This window comes from Myroides sp. N17-2, assembly GCF_002286775.1.
GTDB lineage: Bacteria > Bacteroidota > Bacteroidia > Flavobacteriales > Flavobacteriaceae > Flavobacterium.
This window is the reverse complement of record NZ_NSGJ01000047.1, coordinates 1-16,440: the sequence shown is the minus strand read 5'-3', so window position 1 is coordinate 16,440 and position 16,440 is coordinate 1. Positions and strand designations below refer to the sequence as shown.

The window sequence follows — 16,440 nt, the reverse complement described above, 5'->3', positions numbered from 1 at the left end:
TTGTCTGTAGTATTTACTTTTTCTAAGGATTCAGTTGTAATAGCAGGACTTTCTAAAGAAGAAGAAGAAGAAGAAGAAGAAGAAGAAGAAGAAGAAGTACTTCTCTCCTTGTCTTCAGTTACCTGCTCATCTTTTTTCTGCTCGCCGTTCCCTTTTTTCTCTTTCCAATTTTCCTGTTCACTTTTTACCTGTTCCCCGTTCCCTGCAGCCTGCTCCCCTTTCACGACCTCTATCATGCCGTGATAAGCACTAGTACTGATAAGTTTGCCATCTGCTGATTTCCACACGCTCCAGAAGTGCACCTTGCCCTCAACCCAATCTTTAGGTAAGTCAAAGTGTACATATTTATCCTCTCTCTTAGCGATTGATTCTATCACTTCTACTTTGTGCAATTCCTCGCTATAAGCTACGATAGATAGTCTATCTGTATTTTTTGCCAATATATTTGTGATGCTGTTATCCCACAGTACTTTTATACGCCCTGTTTTTAGCTGATTTACTTTCTTAACCACAGCAGGAGGTAAGCTTCCCATTGACACTAATACATTCGCTATCTCTACACAAGGTTCTCCTTCTATATTAGTCATTCCCTCCTTCATCAGCATAGAGATCAACTGCTCTCTACCTGAAGCCATTTTATCATTTAGTAAAGCGGGTGGATAATGCGCATTGACAAACTCTCTGAACTTACTCACAAAGCCTGAGGCTACAGCTAGTTTACTGCGTTGTGCCACTTGTTTTCCTGTAGCTTGTTTATGTGATTTACGTGGTCTTGAGCGTATATAGTATTTCCCCCTCCACATAAATCCTACTACTGTACCTACCTTACCGTGTACTCCTCCTAATATTCCTTCTTTAATTTCAGCCATTTTTTTGTTTTTTTGTGATGTTGTTTTTTTGTGATGTCGTGATGTTGTTGGCTTGTTGGGGCGAATTGCAATTCGCCCTTACCGTTGCCTCTTCCCCGTTTTCCTGTTCCCGCTAGTGCGTGATTTGTAATCCGCGCTGCTGTTCACTGTTTTCTCTTCCTATATTCCTTTTTTCTCTTATCACAAGATATAAAACACAGTATTACAATTATTTAACTAATCAAAGAAGTATTGAAAATTTGAGTAAAATCAACAAAATCACTATCCATCACTGTTGAGCTAGTTTTAGCGATTTCAAATGAAAAAAATCAAAGCCCCTTTTTATGTACTCAACCTCTAATTCCATCTTAATCTCAATCCTAAGCTAGTCATAGATTACCTATCAATACGACATCTATTCATCGCTAATAGCTTTTCTATTGCACTATTTACGGCTAATACTCGAGCAATCTTCGAATAACTTAGCATTAGTACTGATATTCATTGGGATTGAGAGGTGTTTGAGATAAAATAGCCTTTTAGCTAAAAAAGAATAAACAACTTAATAACAATACATTACAACAAATAGTTGCTCAAAAAAATGAGGGATGTTTTTTGTCAATTTGCCGCTTTAGGCCAATATTGGAGTTGTTCAGCAAAAAAAAGAAATTGAGTGTTAATAAAATTAGCAGGTTTAGGAGGGTAATGAGGGATCTTTAAAAAAAAACTATCGTTGTTTTTTATTAATGTGTAGTGTCAGCCATATATAGTAACTACAATCTATGTGTTGTCATAACAATGGCGTTATAAAAATATTCTTAGATGTGTTATATAGGCATATGTAATACACTCTACGATTATGGCTACTGTATGGAAATGCGTTGTAAATAGCATACTTACTTCTTAAGCTGAGCACGCTATTATTGAGCATAAATATAGTTACTAAAATAGGTAAACGAATTCGGGAGACTTCGCTGAGCGGAATATGGTTTAGATGATAGGTAGAATAGTATTCTTGTTGTCTATACCTTAAGGACTATTCTCTATGAGGATGTAAACAACGGTATTTTGGAAATGCAAAATACTCCTCTTTTATTATATACACAAGAGGGTGTAGGTGTCTATGATACTCTTACATCAAGAGTGTTCTTAACTTGAATATAGAGCAAAAAAAAAGCTTCACTAAATAGTGAAGCTTATGATGTGGGCGATGAGGGATTCGAACCCCCGACCCTCTCGGTGTAAACGAGATGCTCTGAACCAACTGAGCTAATCGCCCAAAATATTATTATTAAACAGACTTGTTTTGTGGGCAATGAGGGATTCGAACCCCCGACCCTCTCGGTGTAAACGAGATGCTCTGAACCAACTGAGCTAATTGCCCTAATGCATTTAAATAACTAGATATTCTAGTGGGCGATGAGGGATTCGAACCCCCGACCCTCTCGGTGTAAACGAGATGCTCTGAACCAACTGAGCTAATCGCCCAAAAATATTCTAAATAACTTGGTATTCTGGTGGGCGATGAGGGATTCGAACCCCCGACCCTCTCGGTGTAAACGAGATGCTCTGAACCAACTGAGCTAATCGCCCAAGTATTTAAACAAATTTGGATTTAATAACAATATTTTGAAAATGGTGGGCGATGAGGGATTCGAACCCCCGACCCTCTCGGTGTAAACGAGATGCTCTGAACCAACTGAGCTAATCGCCCATTTCCTTTTAAAGAACGTTGTAATCGTTTGTTGATTACGGGTGCAAATATACGACTGTGATTTAACTTCGCAAGCTTTTTCTAATATTTTTTTTATAAAATTTCAGCTACTACAAATGTGCTCCCCCCCACGTATATCAAGTCTTCAGCACCTGCTACACTCCTTGCTTTAGCGTAAGCATTTGGAATTGAACTACAAACCTCTCCTATCAGATCAAACTCTCTTGCTTTAGCTGCTAAAATCTCCGGTTCTAACCCTCTTAAATTATCTGGTTTTGCAAAAAAATATTTTGCCTCTTTTGGCAACAAAGGAAGAATTGAAGCAAGATCTTTATCATTAACTACACCAAAAACAATGTACAAATTGTCGTATTTCTCTTGTTTTAGTTGATTCATCACGATAGTTAACCCGTGAGAATTATGTGCAGTGTCTGTAATTATCTTCGGATTCTCACCTAAAACTTGCCATCTACCTAATAATTTGGTGTGCTCAACTACGTGAAGTAGCCCTTGCTCTTCATTATTCTCTGTAATTACAAACGTATTTCTCAGTAATTCGATTGCCTGTCTTACTGTTTTGATATTTGATTTTTGGTAATCTCCTTTTAGATCGGATACTAAAGTATTGTCTTTATAGGTATCTTGAGCAAAGTAAATATCTGCAGACAGCTCTTTTGCCTTTGCTATAAATACGGGTTGAGTCTGTTCATTATACTCTCCTATTACTACAGGAACACCTGCTTTAATGATACCTGCTTTCTCACCTGCGATAGCACTTAGTGTATCTCCTAAAAAAGCGGTGTGGTCTTTACCTATATTAGTAATAACAGAAATCAACGGATTAATCACATTAGTGGCATCAAGGCGTCCACCCATTCCTACTTCTATAACTGCCACATCTACCTGCTCCTGTTTAAAATACTCAAAGCACATCCCTACAGTCATTTCAAAAAAGCTTAAAGAATTCTCTTCAAAGAAAGGCTTATTACGTGCGATAAACTCCACGACGAATGACTCTGTTATCTCTACTCCGTTAATCTTAATGCGCTCTCTAAAATCCTTTAGATGCGGAGAAGTATACAATCCTACTTTATAACCGGCTTCTTGTAATATAGAGGCAATCATTGATGATGTTGATCCCTTGCCATTAGTACCTGCTATATGTATAGTCTTTAAACTATCCTGAGGATTGTCTAAGTGATCAACTAATTTAATTGTATTTGATAAATCTGCTTTATAAGCAATTGCCCCTTGCATTTGATACATTGGCAATTGATTAAACATCCATTCTAACGTTTCTTGATAATTCATACTTATATATAAATAGGTCTTAGAGATTAAGCTAATAAGCTCTTACTGCCCTACTTTAAAATTAATTACTATAAACCCAACTTGTGTGTTAGGTGCTTTATCATCTTCTTTCCATCTAAAAGTCTTCGCAGTAGCGATGGCTGCATCTGTAAGGCATTTGGCTGAGTTAGTCGTTCCCTTAGTGTGTTGAGCTGAGATCACTCTACCACTCTTATCTACTCTAATCTCAACGACTACGGTACCTACCTCATTACAGTTAGGCACTACCTGCCCTCTATTCGCTAATGCACGACCATTCAGCCCCCAACTCGTACCACTACCACTTCCTTGTCCTTTACCACTGCCGTAAGTAGAGTTAGAATACATATCTCCATCTAACTTACCTTGGTCTCCTCCTTTATTTGAATTGCCTTGTCCTTCTGATTTCTCACCTGCAGTCTTCGGCCCATTAATCAAACTAGCCAACGCATCAGATGTACTCTGACTAGGCTTAGGATCAGGTTTAGGCTTGACTACTTCTTTTTTAGATTCCTCTTTTGGTTTCGGTTTATCCTCTGTCTTTTTGACCACAGGCACAGCTACCGTATTCTGAGTAACGATAGGCTCTACTGTAGGCTTAGTCTCCACAGCAGCCGCACGCTCAGGTTCTGGCTCCATAGCGATGGGCTCTGTAGGCTGTACATCCCCGCGCCCTACTTCACTATTACCAAAATTAATAGCAATCTCCCCTCCTAATAAGAAAGGCTGTTCCTCAGAGACAGGAGTAATAATTTTATAAAAGAAAAACAATAGAAAAAGTATTGCAAAAACTGTAGAAGTAATTGCAAAAGCTTTTTTTTCACTATCTGCTTGTAATATCTTCATCCTTATTTAGGCTCTACTGCCAATACGATTTTAAAACTATTGCGATAAGCGATATCCATAACGAATACTGCATCTTCTACAGGAACACCTTTAGCTACGTGCAATACTACATTAGGCTCAAGTACTCCTGCTAGTTTATTCTTTAGTCCACCTTCTAATTCTTCAGGTGTTACCTTCTGTTCATTTATAAAGTAGTTAGACTGATCATCTACGCTCACTGCTACTGTCTCTACTACATCTGCCTTCCCATCTGAGTTAGGCAAAACTAGGTCTAGCGCATTGGTAGAAGTCATCGTAGTCATCGCTACCATAAAAAATATAAGCAATAAGAATACGATGTCTGTCATAGACGACATATTAAACTCTGCTGATACTTTATTTCTTCCTCTTATATTCATTATGCAGGATCATTTAATAAGTCTAAAAACTCTACTGCGTTAGCCTCTAACTGGTGTACTATCTTATCGATCTTACTCACTAAATGGTTATATCCTACATAAGAAATAATACCAACTATCAATCCGAATACAGTAGTCATCATCGCAGTGTATATCCCCTCTGACAACACACTCATATCTATACGAGCTGAACTAGCGGTAGACATCTCATGAAACGCCATAACCATACCAACTACTGTACCTAAGAACCCTGTCATAGGTCCTGCTCCTGATAATGTAGCGAGAAGATTAATGTTCTTCTCCATTTTATATACTTCTAGTTTACCTGTATTTTCGATAGCGATATTGATGTCTTGTAGCGGTTTTCCTATTCTAGAGATACCTTTACCTATTAGACGAGCCACTGGTGTATCTGTATTTGCACACAGTACTTTCGCTTGATCTACTTTTCCTTGAGATAAAAACATCTTGATTTGAGTCATAAAATTCTCATCTATCTTAGAAGCATTGCGAATAGCAAAGAATCTCTCTAAGTATAAATATAAAGCCATAAATAGCATAATAAAGATAATAACCATAATGGTCTGCCCGATAGGACCACCACTAAAGATAATCTCGCTAGGCGCTAATTCTTTATTAGGAGCACCTTTAGTTGCATCTACTGCATTTGATAAATTCTGTGCTACTGCTGTTGTATCCACTTGTAAGAAATGAAACATAAATAATTTGAGTTTTATAATTTTCAATAATTGTAGCCTAATAACGCATCTACTAAATAATAACGAAGAATACGAAAGTTTAATATCTAGATTGATAAAAAAACATAGATTTTCTTCCTTATTATAGTTATCCCCTGAATGCCCTATTTTATTAGAACTGTTCAAAGGTATAATGATTTTAAAGACTAAGCGCCTTTTGCCCCAATTTTACTAATAGTTCTTGTGAAAGTAGTCGTATATCTTACCTGAACTGTGATCGTATTTGGCTCCCGTAACACTAGCAAGTACATTCACTTCATCTCTAAGCTTTAACACGCCTAAGAATCCGAATATAATAGCCTCTTTAAAGTCTATAACGACATCTGTAGGTCGATCAAATGTAATACCGATAGCGTGTGCCTTAATTCTATTAATTAGGTATTCATTCTTAGCTCCACCACCGGTCACTAATACACGTTGTCCTACTCCCACGCCTATGCCTGAGGCTATCTGTATAGCGATATGTTCTACTAGTGTGGCTAAATAATCCTCTACAGAAAGGGTATATTTATTCAGAATAGGATTTACATAAGCATTAAGAAACTCAATCCCTAAAGACTTCGGCGCTGACTGCTGATAAAAATCTAACGCGTTTAATTCGGATAGAAGAGCAGTGTTTACTTGCCCTTTAGAAGCAAGCATTCCTTTATCGTCATATTCTAAACCAAGTTTATTAACCTGTTCGTTAAGTAGTGTATTCACAGCACTGATATCATAAGCCAATCTATAGTTTAACTTACCTTCAAAAGAGATATTAGCAAATCCTCCAAGATTAAGACAAGCGTCATACTCACTGAACAACAAACGATCTCCAATAGGCACTAATGGTGCACCTTGTCCTCCTAGTAATACATCCTGAACTCTAAAATCACAGACTACTTTCTGCTGTATCATATCAGCCAAAATAGGCATATTTCCTATTTGTAATGTATATCCTAATTCAGGCTTGTGAAAGATGGTATGTCCGTGAGAACACACTGCGTCTATATGCTGTATATCATTAGCTGAGATAAATTTATTAATCACAGCGGCTAAATATGTTGTATATCTAAGATCAAGTATCTCTATCTGCTGGCTATCTAATCTAATAGCACCTCTTAACTGTTCTCTCCACTCTGCACTATATCCTACTGTATCTGTACAATTCACTTCGAAACTCCACTTGTCATCTTCACAATTAAATGTGATGTAAGCTAGGTCTATACCATCTAACGAAGTACCTGACATAACTCCTATAATATTATATTGGTATTTTTTCATCGTATAAAATTAGATAATGTTAATTGAATAATTGCTTTAAATCAACTATATTTGAGAACTACAAAAATAGAACAACTAAAAAATTAAGAGACTATAAATGGATTTTAAATTTACAGAAGAGCAGTTAATGATTCAACAAGCTGCTCGTGACTTTGCTCAGACAGAATTATTACCTGGAGTAATAGAAAGAGATGAACATTCAAAGTTCCCAACAGAACAAGTTAAAAAACTTGGAGAGCTTGGATTCTTAGGAATGATGGTAGATCCTAAATACGGAGGAAGTGGATTAGACAGTGTATCTTACGTATTAGCAATGGAAGAAATCGCTAAAGTAGATGCTTCTGCTGCAGTAGTTATGTCAGTAAACAACTCATTAGTGTGTGCTGGTTTAGAGAAATACGCAAGTGAAGAACAAAAACAAAAATATTTAGCACCATTAGCCCAAGGTCAAGTTATCGGAGCGTTCTGTTTATCAGAGCCTGAAGCTGGATCAGATGCTACGTCTCAAAAAACGACAGCAATAGATATGGGTGACCACTATCTACTTAATGGTACTAAAAACTGGATCACTAACGGAAGTACAGCTGACTACTATATCGTAATCGCTCAAACTGACGTAGAGAAAAAACACAAAGGTATCAATGCATTCATCGTTGAAAAAGGATGGGCTGGATTTGAAATCGGTGCAAAAGAACAAAAGATGGGAATTAGAGGATCTGATACACATTCATTAATGTTTACAGATGTTAAGGTTCCTAAAGAAAATAGAATTGGAGAAGACGGATTCGGTTTTGCATTTGCTATGAATGTATTAAACGGAGGACGTATCGGTATCGCTTCTCAAGCATTAGGTATCGCTCAAGGAGCTTACGAACTTGCATTAAAATATGCTAAAGAGCGTAAGGCTTTCGGAACAGAGATCATCAACCACCAAGCAGTTGCGTTCAAATTAGCTGATATGGCTACTCAAATCGCTGCAGCTAGAATGTTATGTTTTAAAGCAGCTGTAGAGAAAGATGCAGGTCAAGATATCTCATTATCTGGTGCTATGGCTAAGTTATTTGCTTCTAAAACAGCAATGGACACAACTATCGAAGCTGTACAAATCCACGGAGGTAATGGGTATGTTAGAGAATATCACGTAGAGAGAATGATGCGTGATGCTAAGATCACTCAAATCTACGAAGGTACTTCTGAGATTCAAAAAATCGTTATTTCAAGAGCTATTGCTAAATAAGCATAACTCAACCTTTATAAAAAAGGCTATTAACTTTTAGAGTTAATAGCCTTTTCTTATTTATTGTACATTCACTACTATGGGTAATTTAAATGTTGTAGGTACAAACCTTCCGTTCTGCGAAGCGGGTTGCCATTTAGGCATTGTGTTAAACACCTTGATTATATCACTCTTTACATGAGGTGGTAAATATCCTTGTTCACTTTGAATCACAATATTTGATAATGTTCCGTCTATACCTATTGTGAAGTTGACATTAAAGAGATATTCTTCTCCTCTATTTAGATAGTAATCTAAGTTAATCATACTCATTACATACGCTCTAAAAGCATCTTCTCCTTCAGTAGGACTAGCCGGTACTATTCTTGAATAGAATGGACGCTCACAAACTATATCAGGATAAAACACTTCCTCTATCTCTGGTACTACCACGTCCACAGGCCCCACAGGATCTTGTAATGAACTAAACTTAGGAAAAGATTCAACAACAGCAATCTCATCTTTTATCACATCGCCTCCTATTATTCCTTCTTGGGTAATATCAGCAAGTTGTTGGTTATTAAATTTGACCTTTGGTCCTTCATTATTTAGACCTAATGGAATCTCTTCTACAGGTACATAGTCAAGTTCAAAGCTGGTAAATTGATATGATGCGTGTATAGTATTTGCTAAGTCGTTGTTAGAGTACACATCATATGGACCAAAGTCACATCCATCACCTTCCCAAAAAAGCTCTTCTCTATTCTGAAGATAAGTAAACACAGTAGCTCCTACAGCTCCACCTAAACACAAGAGCATACTTATCCCTAATGCGTAAAGCATTATCGCTGTATCGCTCTGCTTTGGGCGATAGGGACTATGATTATATAGATTAACTGTAGCCATCTTTATTATTTGTGTTTTGTAAAATTACTAAAAAAAGGGATTCGTTTTAGTAATCAACTTATAATCAATATAATTATCACTAAAATCGCAATACTCAAAAAAAAAGACCTACTATAAATAGTAAGTCTTTCTTCAAAAAAAACGAATTAAACATTGTGAGAATTTCACTTCTCTTTTTCATATATTTTAATACACAACCAATATTCACAACACTTAAGCACAACCCTATATTCAAAAATACAAATAAAAAGTTAAAATTAAAACAAAATAGTAGTTTTGTTACTAATAAAAAATACTTTGAGAAAGTTAGTTAAATTAAAAGTTCTATAAGACTATTCTTATTTAACAAAATCATTCAACTCTGTTTTGTAATTTTACAGCAAATTAAACTGATCAATGAAGTCACCTAAATCTATTAAAACGAAGATCTTATTTCTATACTTCACGCTATTTGTAGCTGCTATATTCTCTGGTGGATATATCTATAAGGAAGCAAAGAAGTTCACTATCCCTGAAGAACACGTGGTAGAAGAGAATAACAAAATCTTCTTAGTAACTAGTGCTATCAATAATCTTTATAGTAGTGAGGCATATAGTAGAACAGCAATATTAAGTGGCAATAGTAAGGATATCAAGCTTTATTACAGAGAGCTTGATACTATCGTTAAACAAATAAACCTAGTACAGAAACAAGTTCAGGATAGAGTTATTGTCTTAAAACTAGATTCTGTAATAGACTTACTATCTCGTAAAAAAGTCAGCTTTGAGAATATCATAAAAGCGCGTAAAGATCTTACTGCAGAAGATAGATATACAGAGGCATTCTCTGAAATATATAACATCCGTGAGGAAATAGAGAAAAACATACAACCTATCGTTATCCAAAGTAAAGAAAAAGAGAAACGAAGTGGTTGGTCTAGATTATTCAAAGGAGACAACACCGATACCATTAAAACAACGGTAAACTACCCTAGTGTATCAGATTCACTAATCAGTGCAATGGAGCGCATCCTTCTCACTACACAGGCTAAAATAAACGATAAGCAGAAGAATCTACTTATACAAGAACAACGCCTGCTAAAAGAAAACAAAATTATCACTGATCAGCTAAGAGAGATTCTACAAAACGTAGAACAGAACATTCTAGCACTCTCTTATCAAAAGATTAATGAATCTAAATCTCGTATTAGTGCAGCGTCTACCAATATTGCATATATAGGTGGTACTGCGTTAATTGTAGTTTTAATACTTGGATGGATTATCATTAGAGATATTAATCAGACTCAGGAGTATAGAGATGCCTTAGAAAAGCTGAACAAAGAGAATGAGGTACTTCTACGAAGTAAATCAATGCTGCTAGCTACTGTGACACACGATTTACAGACGCCTTTAGGGGGGCTAATTGGCTTTACTGATTTGTTAGATCAAACTTATCTAGACAATAAGCAGAAGCAGTATGTACACAATATAAAGTCATCTTCTCAGTATATCATCAACTTAGTAAACGACTTAACCGATTTCTCTAGATTAGAAAACAACAAAATCAGCATTCAACAGAAGTCATTTAACCCAAATACTTTAATAGAAAACACGTGTTATTTATTAATGCCTAATGCTACGAATAAAAATATAGAGTTGAACTGGGAAGTTGAAGAAGCGTTAAACAGCAGTTTTATTTCTGATCCGCATCGTATAAAGCAGATACTAACTAATCTTGTGACCAATGCTATTAAATTTACACAAGAGGGTGGAGTGTCTATCAAAGCATTTACTGATCATGGTTTTATTAAGTTTCAAGTTACAGATTCAGGAATAGGTATTGCTACTAATCAAACAGATAATATATTTAAAGAATTTCAACAAGCGCACGATGGGATAGAGAAGAAATTTGGAGGTACAGGTCTAGGATTAAATATATCTAAGCGAATGATCGAATTACTTGGTGGGGAGATCTATGTAGAAAGTGTTCTAAATGAAGGATCTACTTTTACCTTTACTATTCCGATTATAGAAGCAAATGAAGAAGAGAACATCGTTATAGCGCCAACAGATTTACAAACTGTATTTAGAAATTTAAAATCAACAAATATCCTTGTTATTGATGATGATAAGGTACAGTTGCAATTAATGGAAGAAATACTATCTCCATTATTCAACAAGGTGACTGTAACATTTGATCCTACTACGATAGAAAGCATTTTAAACGAAGAACACTATGATATGATACTTAGTGATATCCAAATGCCTAAGATGGATGGATTTGAGCTTATTCACTATCTAAAAACACAGTCAGCCTTTAAAGATACCCCTGTTATCGCATTATCAGGAAAAAGAGATATATCGCTAGAGGAATTTACACAAGCGGGGTTTGCTTCAGCACACCCTAAACCGTTGCAGTTAACAGAATTATTAATCTTAATCTCTAAGATTCTAAATATCAACTTCGACCTGATAACTATAGATAAAGAAGATACACAAGAATCTACTAATAGTGAAGAGACCTCATATAATACTAGATCACTTATTCAATTCATAGGAGATGATATCAATGCGCTTAGAAACTTACTTGTGATCTTTATAGATAGTACTAAAGAGAACTTAATGGATATGAATTATGCTAAGGAAGAGTTTGATATAGAACAAATAAGTAATATCGCTCACAAGATGCTTCCTATGTTTAAACAATTAGAGATAAAAGCTGTGATACACAACTTAGAAGAATTAGAGGATAAGAGTATTACATTTAGTACACAAGAAGAACTAAATGCATACATCGAGCAATTAGAAGAAAATATAAATGGTGTATTAGCTCAGATCAAAGCTGATCATTTCTAACGAATAATAGGTATACCCTTAAACCCGCAAGTACCATTTACTTCGAATTAATTCTACTTTACATAGCTTCAATTAGCTCTAAAACCACACCACAGTGTACTTTAATCTTCCTCTGTTCTGTACAATTCATTCTCGTTTAAACGTTATCTGCAGATTTAAGGGGATAAAAAAAGCTCTTTAATTAAATTAAAGAGCTTTTTTATTATAAAATATCTAGTGAATTATTTTAAACTATTTACTGTAGTTAATTCATTTGATTCTAAGTTATAGTCAATTCCATCAAACTCAAATCCAAACAAGTTAAAGAAGTCTCTTCTATAACCTGCTAAGTCAGAAATAGCATCGATGTTATCTGATGTAACTTCTTCCCATAATTTAGCTACTTCAGATTGAACATCTTCTCTCATTTCCCAGTCGTCAACGCGAATACGTCCTTCTGTATCTAATGAAAGTTCACCACCGAATAAACGATCAGCAAATAAACGTTGCATTTGCTCAATACATCCTTCGTGAATATTTTTCTCTTTCATTACTTTATATAATAAAGAGATATATAATGGAACAACAGGAATCGCTGAACTTGATTGAGTCACTAAAGCTTTATTAACAGACACATAAGATACACCTTTAATATCTTTAAGCATATCGTTAATTACAGCTACAGTAGCTTCTAAATCATTCTTAGCCATACCGATAGTACCGTTTCTATAAATAGGGTATGTTAATTCAGGTCCTATATAAGAATAAGCAACTGTCTTAACACCTTCAGCTAGTACACCAGCTGCTTTAAGATCTTCCATCCAGAATTTCCAATCTTCACCTCCCATAACAGCGATAGTGTTATCTATATCACTTTGTTCCTTCACAGGCTCAATGCTAATATCTGTAACTATACCTGTATGGAAATCTACAGTTTTATTTGTAAATGTTTGTCCGATAGGTTTTAGGACTGAAGCATAAGCAACACCCGTTTTAGGATGAGTTCTACGTGGAGACGCTAAACTATAAACGACTAAATCAATTTGACCTAAGTCTTTCTTGATTAACTCAATAGTTTCTTTCTTTATTTCATCAGAAAAAGCATCACCATTAATACTTTTTGCATAAAGACCTGCAGCATTAGCTTGATCTTCGAATGCAGCAGAGTTATACCATCCTGCAGTAGCTGGTCTACCCTCAGTACCTGGTTTTTCAAAAAACACTCCTATAGTTGCAGCATCTGAACCAAAAGCCGCAGAAATACGTGAAGCTAATCCAAACCCTGTAGAAGCCCCAATTACTAATACCTTTTTAGGTCCGTTTACAATTTGTCCTTTAGACTTAACATACTCAATTTGCTTCTTAACATTTTCCGCACATCCTTCAGGATGAGAAGTTAAGCAAATAAATCCTCTAGTTCTAGGTTGTATAATCATTATAAATCTTTTTCTACTTTAGTTGAATTTAAACCAAGTTGCAAATTACGCAATTTATCAAAGCAATACACATTTATTATTACAAATTAACCTTCTCAAAAAGCTAGTCAATAACTATTAAAATATAAGACATAGAGCAACTATCTAAAACTACAGATTACTACAAATAAAAAAGGTTGGAACTAAGTTCCAACCTTTTTTTGATTATTTTAAATTAGTGATAATAAATTCACTTCTTCTATTTACTTGGTGATCTCTTTCACTACAAGGTACGTTGTTTACACATCCGTTCTTAATTCCTTTCTCTCCATATCCCACACCTTTTAATCTCAATCTATTAACTCCTTGACGAACTAACCAATCAACTGTTTGATCTGCACGACGTTCTGACAGTCTTAAGTTATAATCATCAGGACCAACACTAGATGTATATGAACGTACTTCTAATTTTAATCCAGGATTAGTCATCATTACTGATGCTACTTTAGATAACTCTAACTGAGCATCACTTCTAATGATAGAACTATCATTATTGAAATAAATAGGAGCTAAACCAATATGATCACCTAAATTAACTTCTCTAGGATTCTCACCTCTATCAGGTCTATTATATCCTTCATTCACATCAATAGTAGGATAATCAGTATAACTTGGTAGACCACCTTTAGTTCTCTCTAATTCGAAATCTACTATACGTACGTCATTTCTATCGATATCTTCCACAGAAACTTCTTCTGATTTATATCCATTAGCTTTAACAGCTACGTAGTAATCTCTATTTACCTTAACATCTTTGAAAACATATTCACCACGCTTATCAGCTTCAACTTCTTCAATCATTCTATGTTTACTATCATATAAGAAAATGAATGAATCTAGAATAGGGCGTTTAGTTCCTTTATCAGTAACCTTACCTCTAATTTCTTGAGCTACATTAAGCTCTGTACCCATTTTCATTCTTACATAATAAAGATCATCTTTACCATTACCGTTAGGTCTGTTAGATGTAATGAAACCAAACTTAGCTTCTGGATCAAGATACATAGCGAAATCATCATAAGGACTATTAATTGAGTTACCTAAATTAACTACCTCTCCAAATGATCCGTCATCATATATTTGAACACCATATAAATCTAATCCTCCTAAACCAGGATGACCGTCTGAAGCAAAATACAGTACATTATCAGAACTTACAAAAGGAAAACTTTCTCTTCCTTCAGTATTCACTTTATTACCAAGATTTTCAGGTGTTCCCATCGTACCATCTCTAAACAATCTTACTCTATATAAATCAGATTGTCCATATCCTCCAGGTCTATCAGAAGCAAAATACATCCAATCTTGATCTGGAGTTAAAGCTGGTGATGCAGTACTTGCATTTTCAACATTTATGCTTAATTTCTCAACATCTCCCCATTTATCTCCTCCTAAATTATAAGCTCTATAAAGATTAACTAATAAAGTACCATCAGAATAACGAACCTTACTATCTCCTCTATTATTACTTGAGAAAATCATTGCACGAGAATCAGCAGTAAAAATAGCATTTGCCTCATTAAAATTACCTTCCAATTTTTTAGCAAATGGCTTAACATCTCCAACGTAACCATCAATTCTTACAGGTGCAGAATATAATTTTGTAAATGGGTCATTTGTCCAACTATGGATTTTCTTATGTTTTCCCTTTTTATTAGAAGAAGAAGCATAAACAATGTTTCCTTTATATAATGCAGATCCATATTCAGATCCACCTGTATTAACACTATTAAGTAGTTTTATTCTATAACCATCTCTATTTGTATTAACCTCTTCTAAGTAATTTGGATCACTTAGATACTTTTTTATTCTTCCATCTTCAGGCGCTTTTTCAGCAAGCAAATCCATCTTTGCATTAGCTAAAATATAATCACCAGTTGTTCTAATAGTTTGAACATATCTGAAATATGCATCAACATCACTAATCTCACCTGGAGTCTTTATATTTTCATATAACTTACTGTACCAATGGTTAGCCTCTAAATACAACCCATTCTCATAGTAAGCTTTTGCTAGATTAGAAAGAACCTCTGTCCCCTTCTGACCTTTTGAAAGCATCTTCTCATAGGTCTTAATAGCATCAGCATAGGCCATACTTTCTATCTGAGCATTCGCTTTCTTTTCATAAGAACTTTGAGCGAATCCAACACTAGAAAACATTCCCAATAGAGCTACTATCCCTATCTTGTAAATATTTTTTTTCATAATATATTAGATGTACTTTTTTTACCAAGCTAGTTATCTTTCTACTAATTCTTAAATATATTTTTTGAAAAAATCACATTTTAGAATCATTGACACAAATTTATACAAAAAAGAAAATAATCAAAACTATATGCAAGAATAAATACTTTTTACCTATTCAGCACTGCAATTAGCATAAAAACTTTTATTACCAAAAAACAAATCACTATTACAACAAAGTATTCCTTAATTTAACAAGTTAACAAATACAGAAACAGCATTTTTTAAATAAAATATTTTCTTTTTTTATAATTAATTTTATTATTTAATAAAATTAATCACAAGTATCCAAAAACACTACACTTTTATCATTTCTAGAAGAAACGAGCTGTCGTAACTTTATTGTATTTATTAAACAAATCAAATCTCAAGAATACCTCATGTGATCCAGAATTAAATCTAGCTAACTTAGAAGTATCAGCATCATAAGCATAACCTATAAACAAACCATCATTAACTTGGAATCCTGCTAATGCACTAAATCCTGCATCCATTCTATAAGCTGCTCCTAAGGTAACTCTTTCTACTATTAAGAAATTTGCTGTTAAATCTACTTGCACAGGAGCTCCTGATACCGTCTTAACTAAAAATGCAGGCTTGAATTTCAAACTTGGATTCAAATCAAAGACATA

The 16,440-nt window shown here is 34.8% G+C and carries 12 protein-coding genes and 5 tRNA genes; 2 read left to right on the top strand and 15 right to left on the bottom strand.

From position 1 onward, the window contains the following. The 11 genes from CF599_RS16320 to CF599_RS16270 form a co-directional block, all read right to left on the bottom strand. Positions 1-869, bottom strand: an 869-nt coding sequence (locus tag CF599_RS16320) for a DUF6266 family protein (protein ID WP_254050340.1), incomplete at its 3' end; no start/stop codon positions are given. Positions 870-2,052: 1,183 nt separating this feature from the next. Then, positions 2,053-2,127, bottom strand: a tRNA-Val gene (locus CF599_RS16315). 30 nt (positions 2,128-2,157) lie between these two features. Further along, positions 2,158-2,232, bottom strand: a tRNA-Val gene (locus tag CF599_RS16310). Between the two features lie 29 nt (positions 2,233-2,261). Next, a tRNA-Val gene (locus CF599_RS16305) sits at positions 2,262-2,336 on the bottom strand. 27 nt (positions 2,337-2,363) lie between these two features. Continuing rightward, positions 2,364-2,441 (bottom strand) — tRNA-Val (locus tag CF599_RS16300). Between the two features lie 43 nt (positions 2,442-2,484). Continuing rightward, positions 2,485-2,562 (bottom strand) — tRNA-Val (locus CF599_RS16295). 93 nt (positions 2,563-2,655) lie between these two features. Further along, positions 2,656-3,873, bottom strand: coding sequence for a folylpolyglutamate synthase/dihydrofolate synthase family protein (locus CF599_RS16290; protein WP_121967039.1), 1,218 nt, complete (start codon positions 3,871-3,873; stop codon positions 2,656-2,658). A gap of 42 nt (positions 3,874-3,915) precedes the next feature. Further along, positions 3,916-4,737: an energy transducer TonB gene (locus CF599_RS16285; RefSeq protein WP_121967038.1), complete on the bottom strand. Its 822-nt coding sequence runs from the start codon at positions 4,735-4,737 to the stop codon at positions 3,916-3,918. Positions 4,738-4,739: 2 nt separating this feature from the next. After that, a complete protein-coding gene (locus tag CF599_RS16280) occupies positions 4,740-5,135 on the bottom strand; it encodes a biopolymer transporter ExbD (RefSeq protein WP_121967037.1) in 396 nt (131 codons plus the stop codon). Continuing rightward, positions 5,135-5,854 carry a MotA/TolQ/ExbB proton channel family protein gene (locus CF599_RS16275; protein ID WP_121967036.1) on the bottom strand — a complete coding sequence of 240 codons (720 nt, stop codon included), beginning with the start codon at positions 5,852-5,854 and terminating at the stop codon, positions 5,135-5,137. The genes CF599_RS16280 and CF599_RS16275 overlap by 1 nt, the downstream gene beginning before the upstream one ends. Before the next feature lie 210 nt (positions 5,855-6,064). After that, the gene (locus tag CF599_RS16270) at positions 6,065-7,153 is read right to left on the bottom strand and encodes an anhydro-N-acetylmuramic acid kinase (RefSeq protein ID WP_121967035.1); all 1,089 of its coding nucleotides are present in this window, start codon (positions 7,151-7,153) and stop codon (positions 6,065-6,067) included. A gap of 97 nt (positions 7,154-7,250) precedes the next feature. On the opposite strand from CF599_RS16270, the gene CF599_RS16265 reads away from it, so the two are divergent. Further along, positions 7,251-8,390 carry an acyl-CoA dehydrogenase family protein gene (locus CF599_RS16265; protein WP_121967034.1) on the top strand — a complete coding sequence of 380 codons (1,140 nt, stop codon included), beginning with the start codon at positions 7,251-7,253 and terminating at the stop codon, positions 8,388-8,390. Positions 8,391-8,450: 60 nt separating this feature from the next. On the opposite strand, the gene CF599_RS16260 is transcribed toward CF599_RS16265, so the two are convergent. Next, positions 8,451-9,275 carry a hypothetical protein gene (locus tag CF599_RS16260; protein ID WP_121967033.1) on the bottom strand — a complete coding sequence of 275 codons (825 nt, stop codon included), beginning with the start codon at positions 9,273-9,275 and terminating at the stop codon, positions 8,451-8,453. A gap of 396 nt (positions 9,276-9,671) precedes the next feature. Between CF599_RS16260 and CF599_RS16255 the strand changes: the two genes are divergently transcribed. After that, a complete protein-coding gene (locus tag CF599_RS16255; RefSeq protein WP_121967032.1) occupies positions 9,672-12,110 on the top strand; it encodes an ATP-binding protein in 2,439 nt (812 codons plus the stop codon). A gap of 221 nt (positions 12,111-12,331) precedes the next feature. Here CF599_RS16255 and fabV read toward each other — a convergent pair whose 3' ends face one another. The 3 genes from fabV to CF599_RS16240 form a co-directional block, all read right to left on the bottom strand. Further along, positions 12,332-13,525, bottom strand: coding sequence for an enoyl-ACP reductase FabV (fabV, locus tag CF599_RS16250; RefSeq protein ID WP_121967031.1), 1,194 nt, complete (start codon positions 13,523-13,525; stop codon positions 12,332-12,334). Positions 13,526-13,729: 204 nt separating this feature from the next. Continuing rightward, positions 13,730-15,769 (bottom strand): OmpA family protein, encoded by a 2,040-nt coding sequence (locus CF599_RS16245; RefSeq protein ID WP_121967030.1) that lies wholly within the window; start codon positions 15,767-15,769, stop codon positions 13,730-13,732. Positions 15,770-16,122: 353 nt separating this feature from the next. Further along, a partial coding sequence (locus tag CF599_RS16240; protein WP_121967029.1) for a type IX secretion system membrane protein PorP/SprF occupies positions 16,123-16,440 on the bottom strand: 318 nt, incomplete at its 5' end.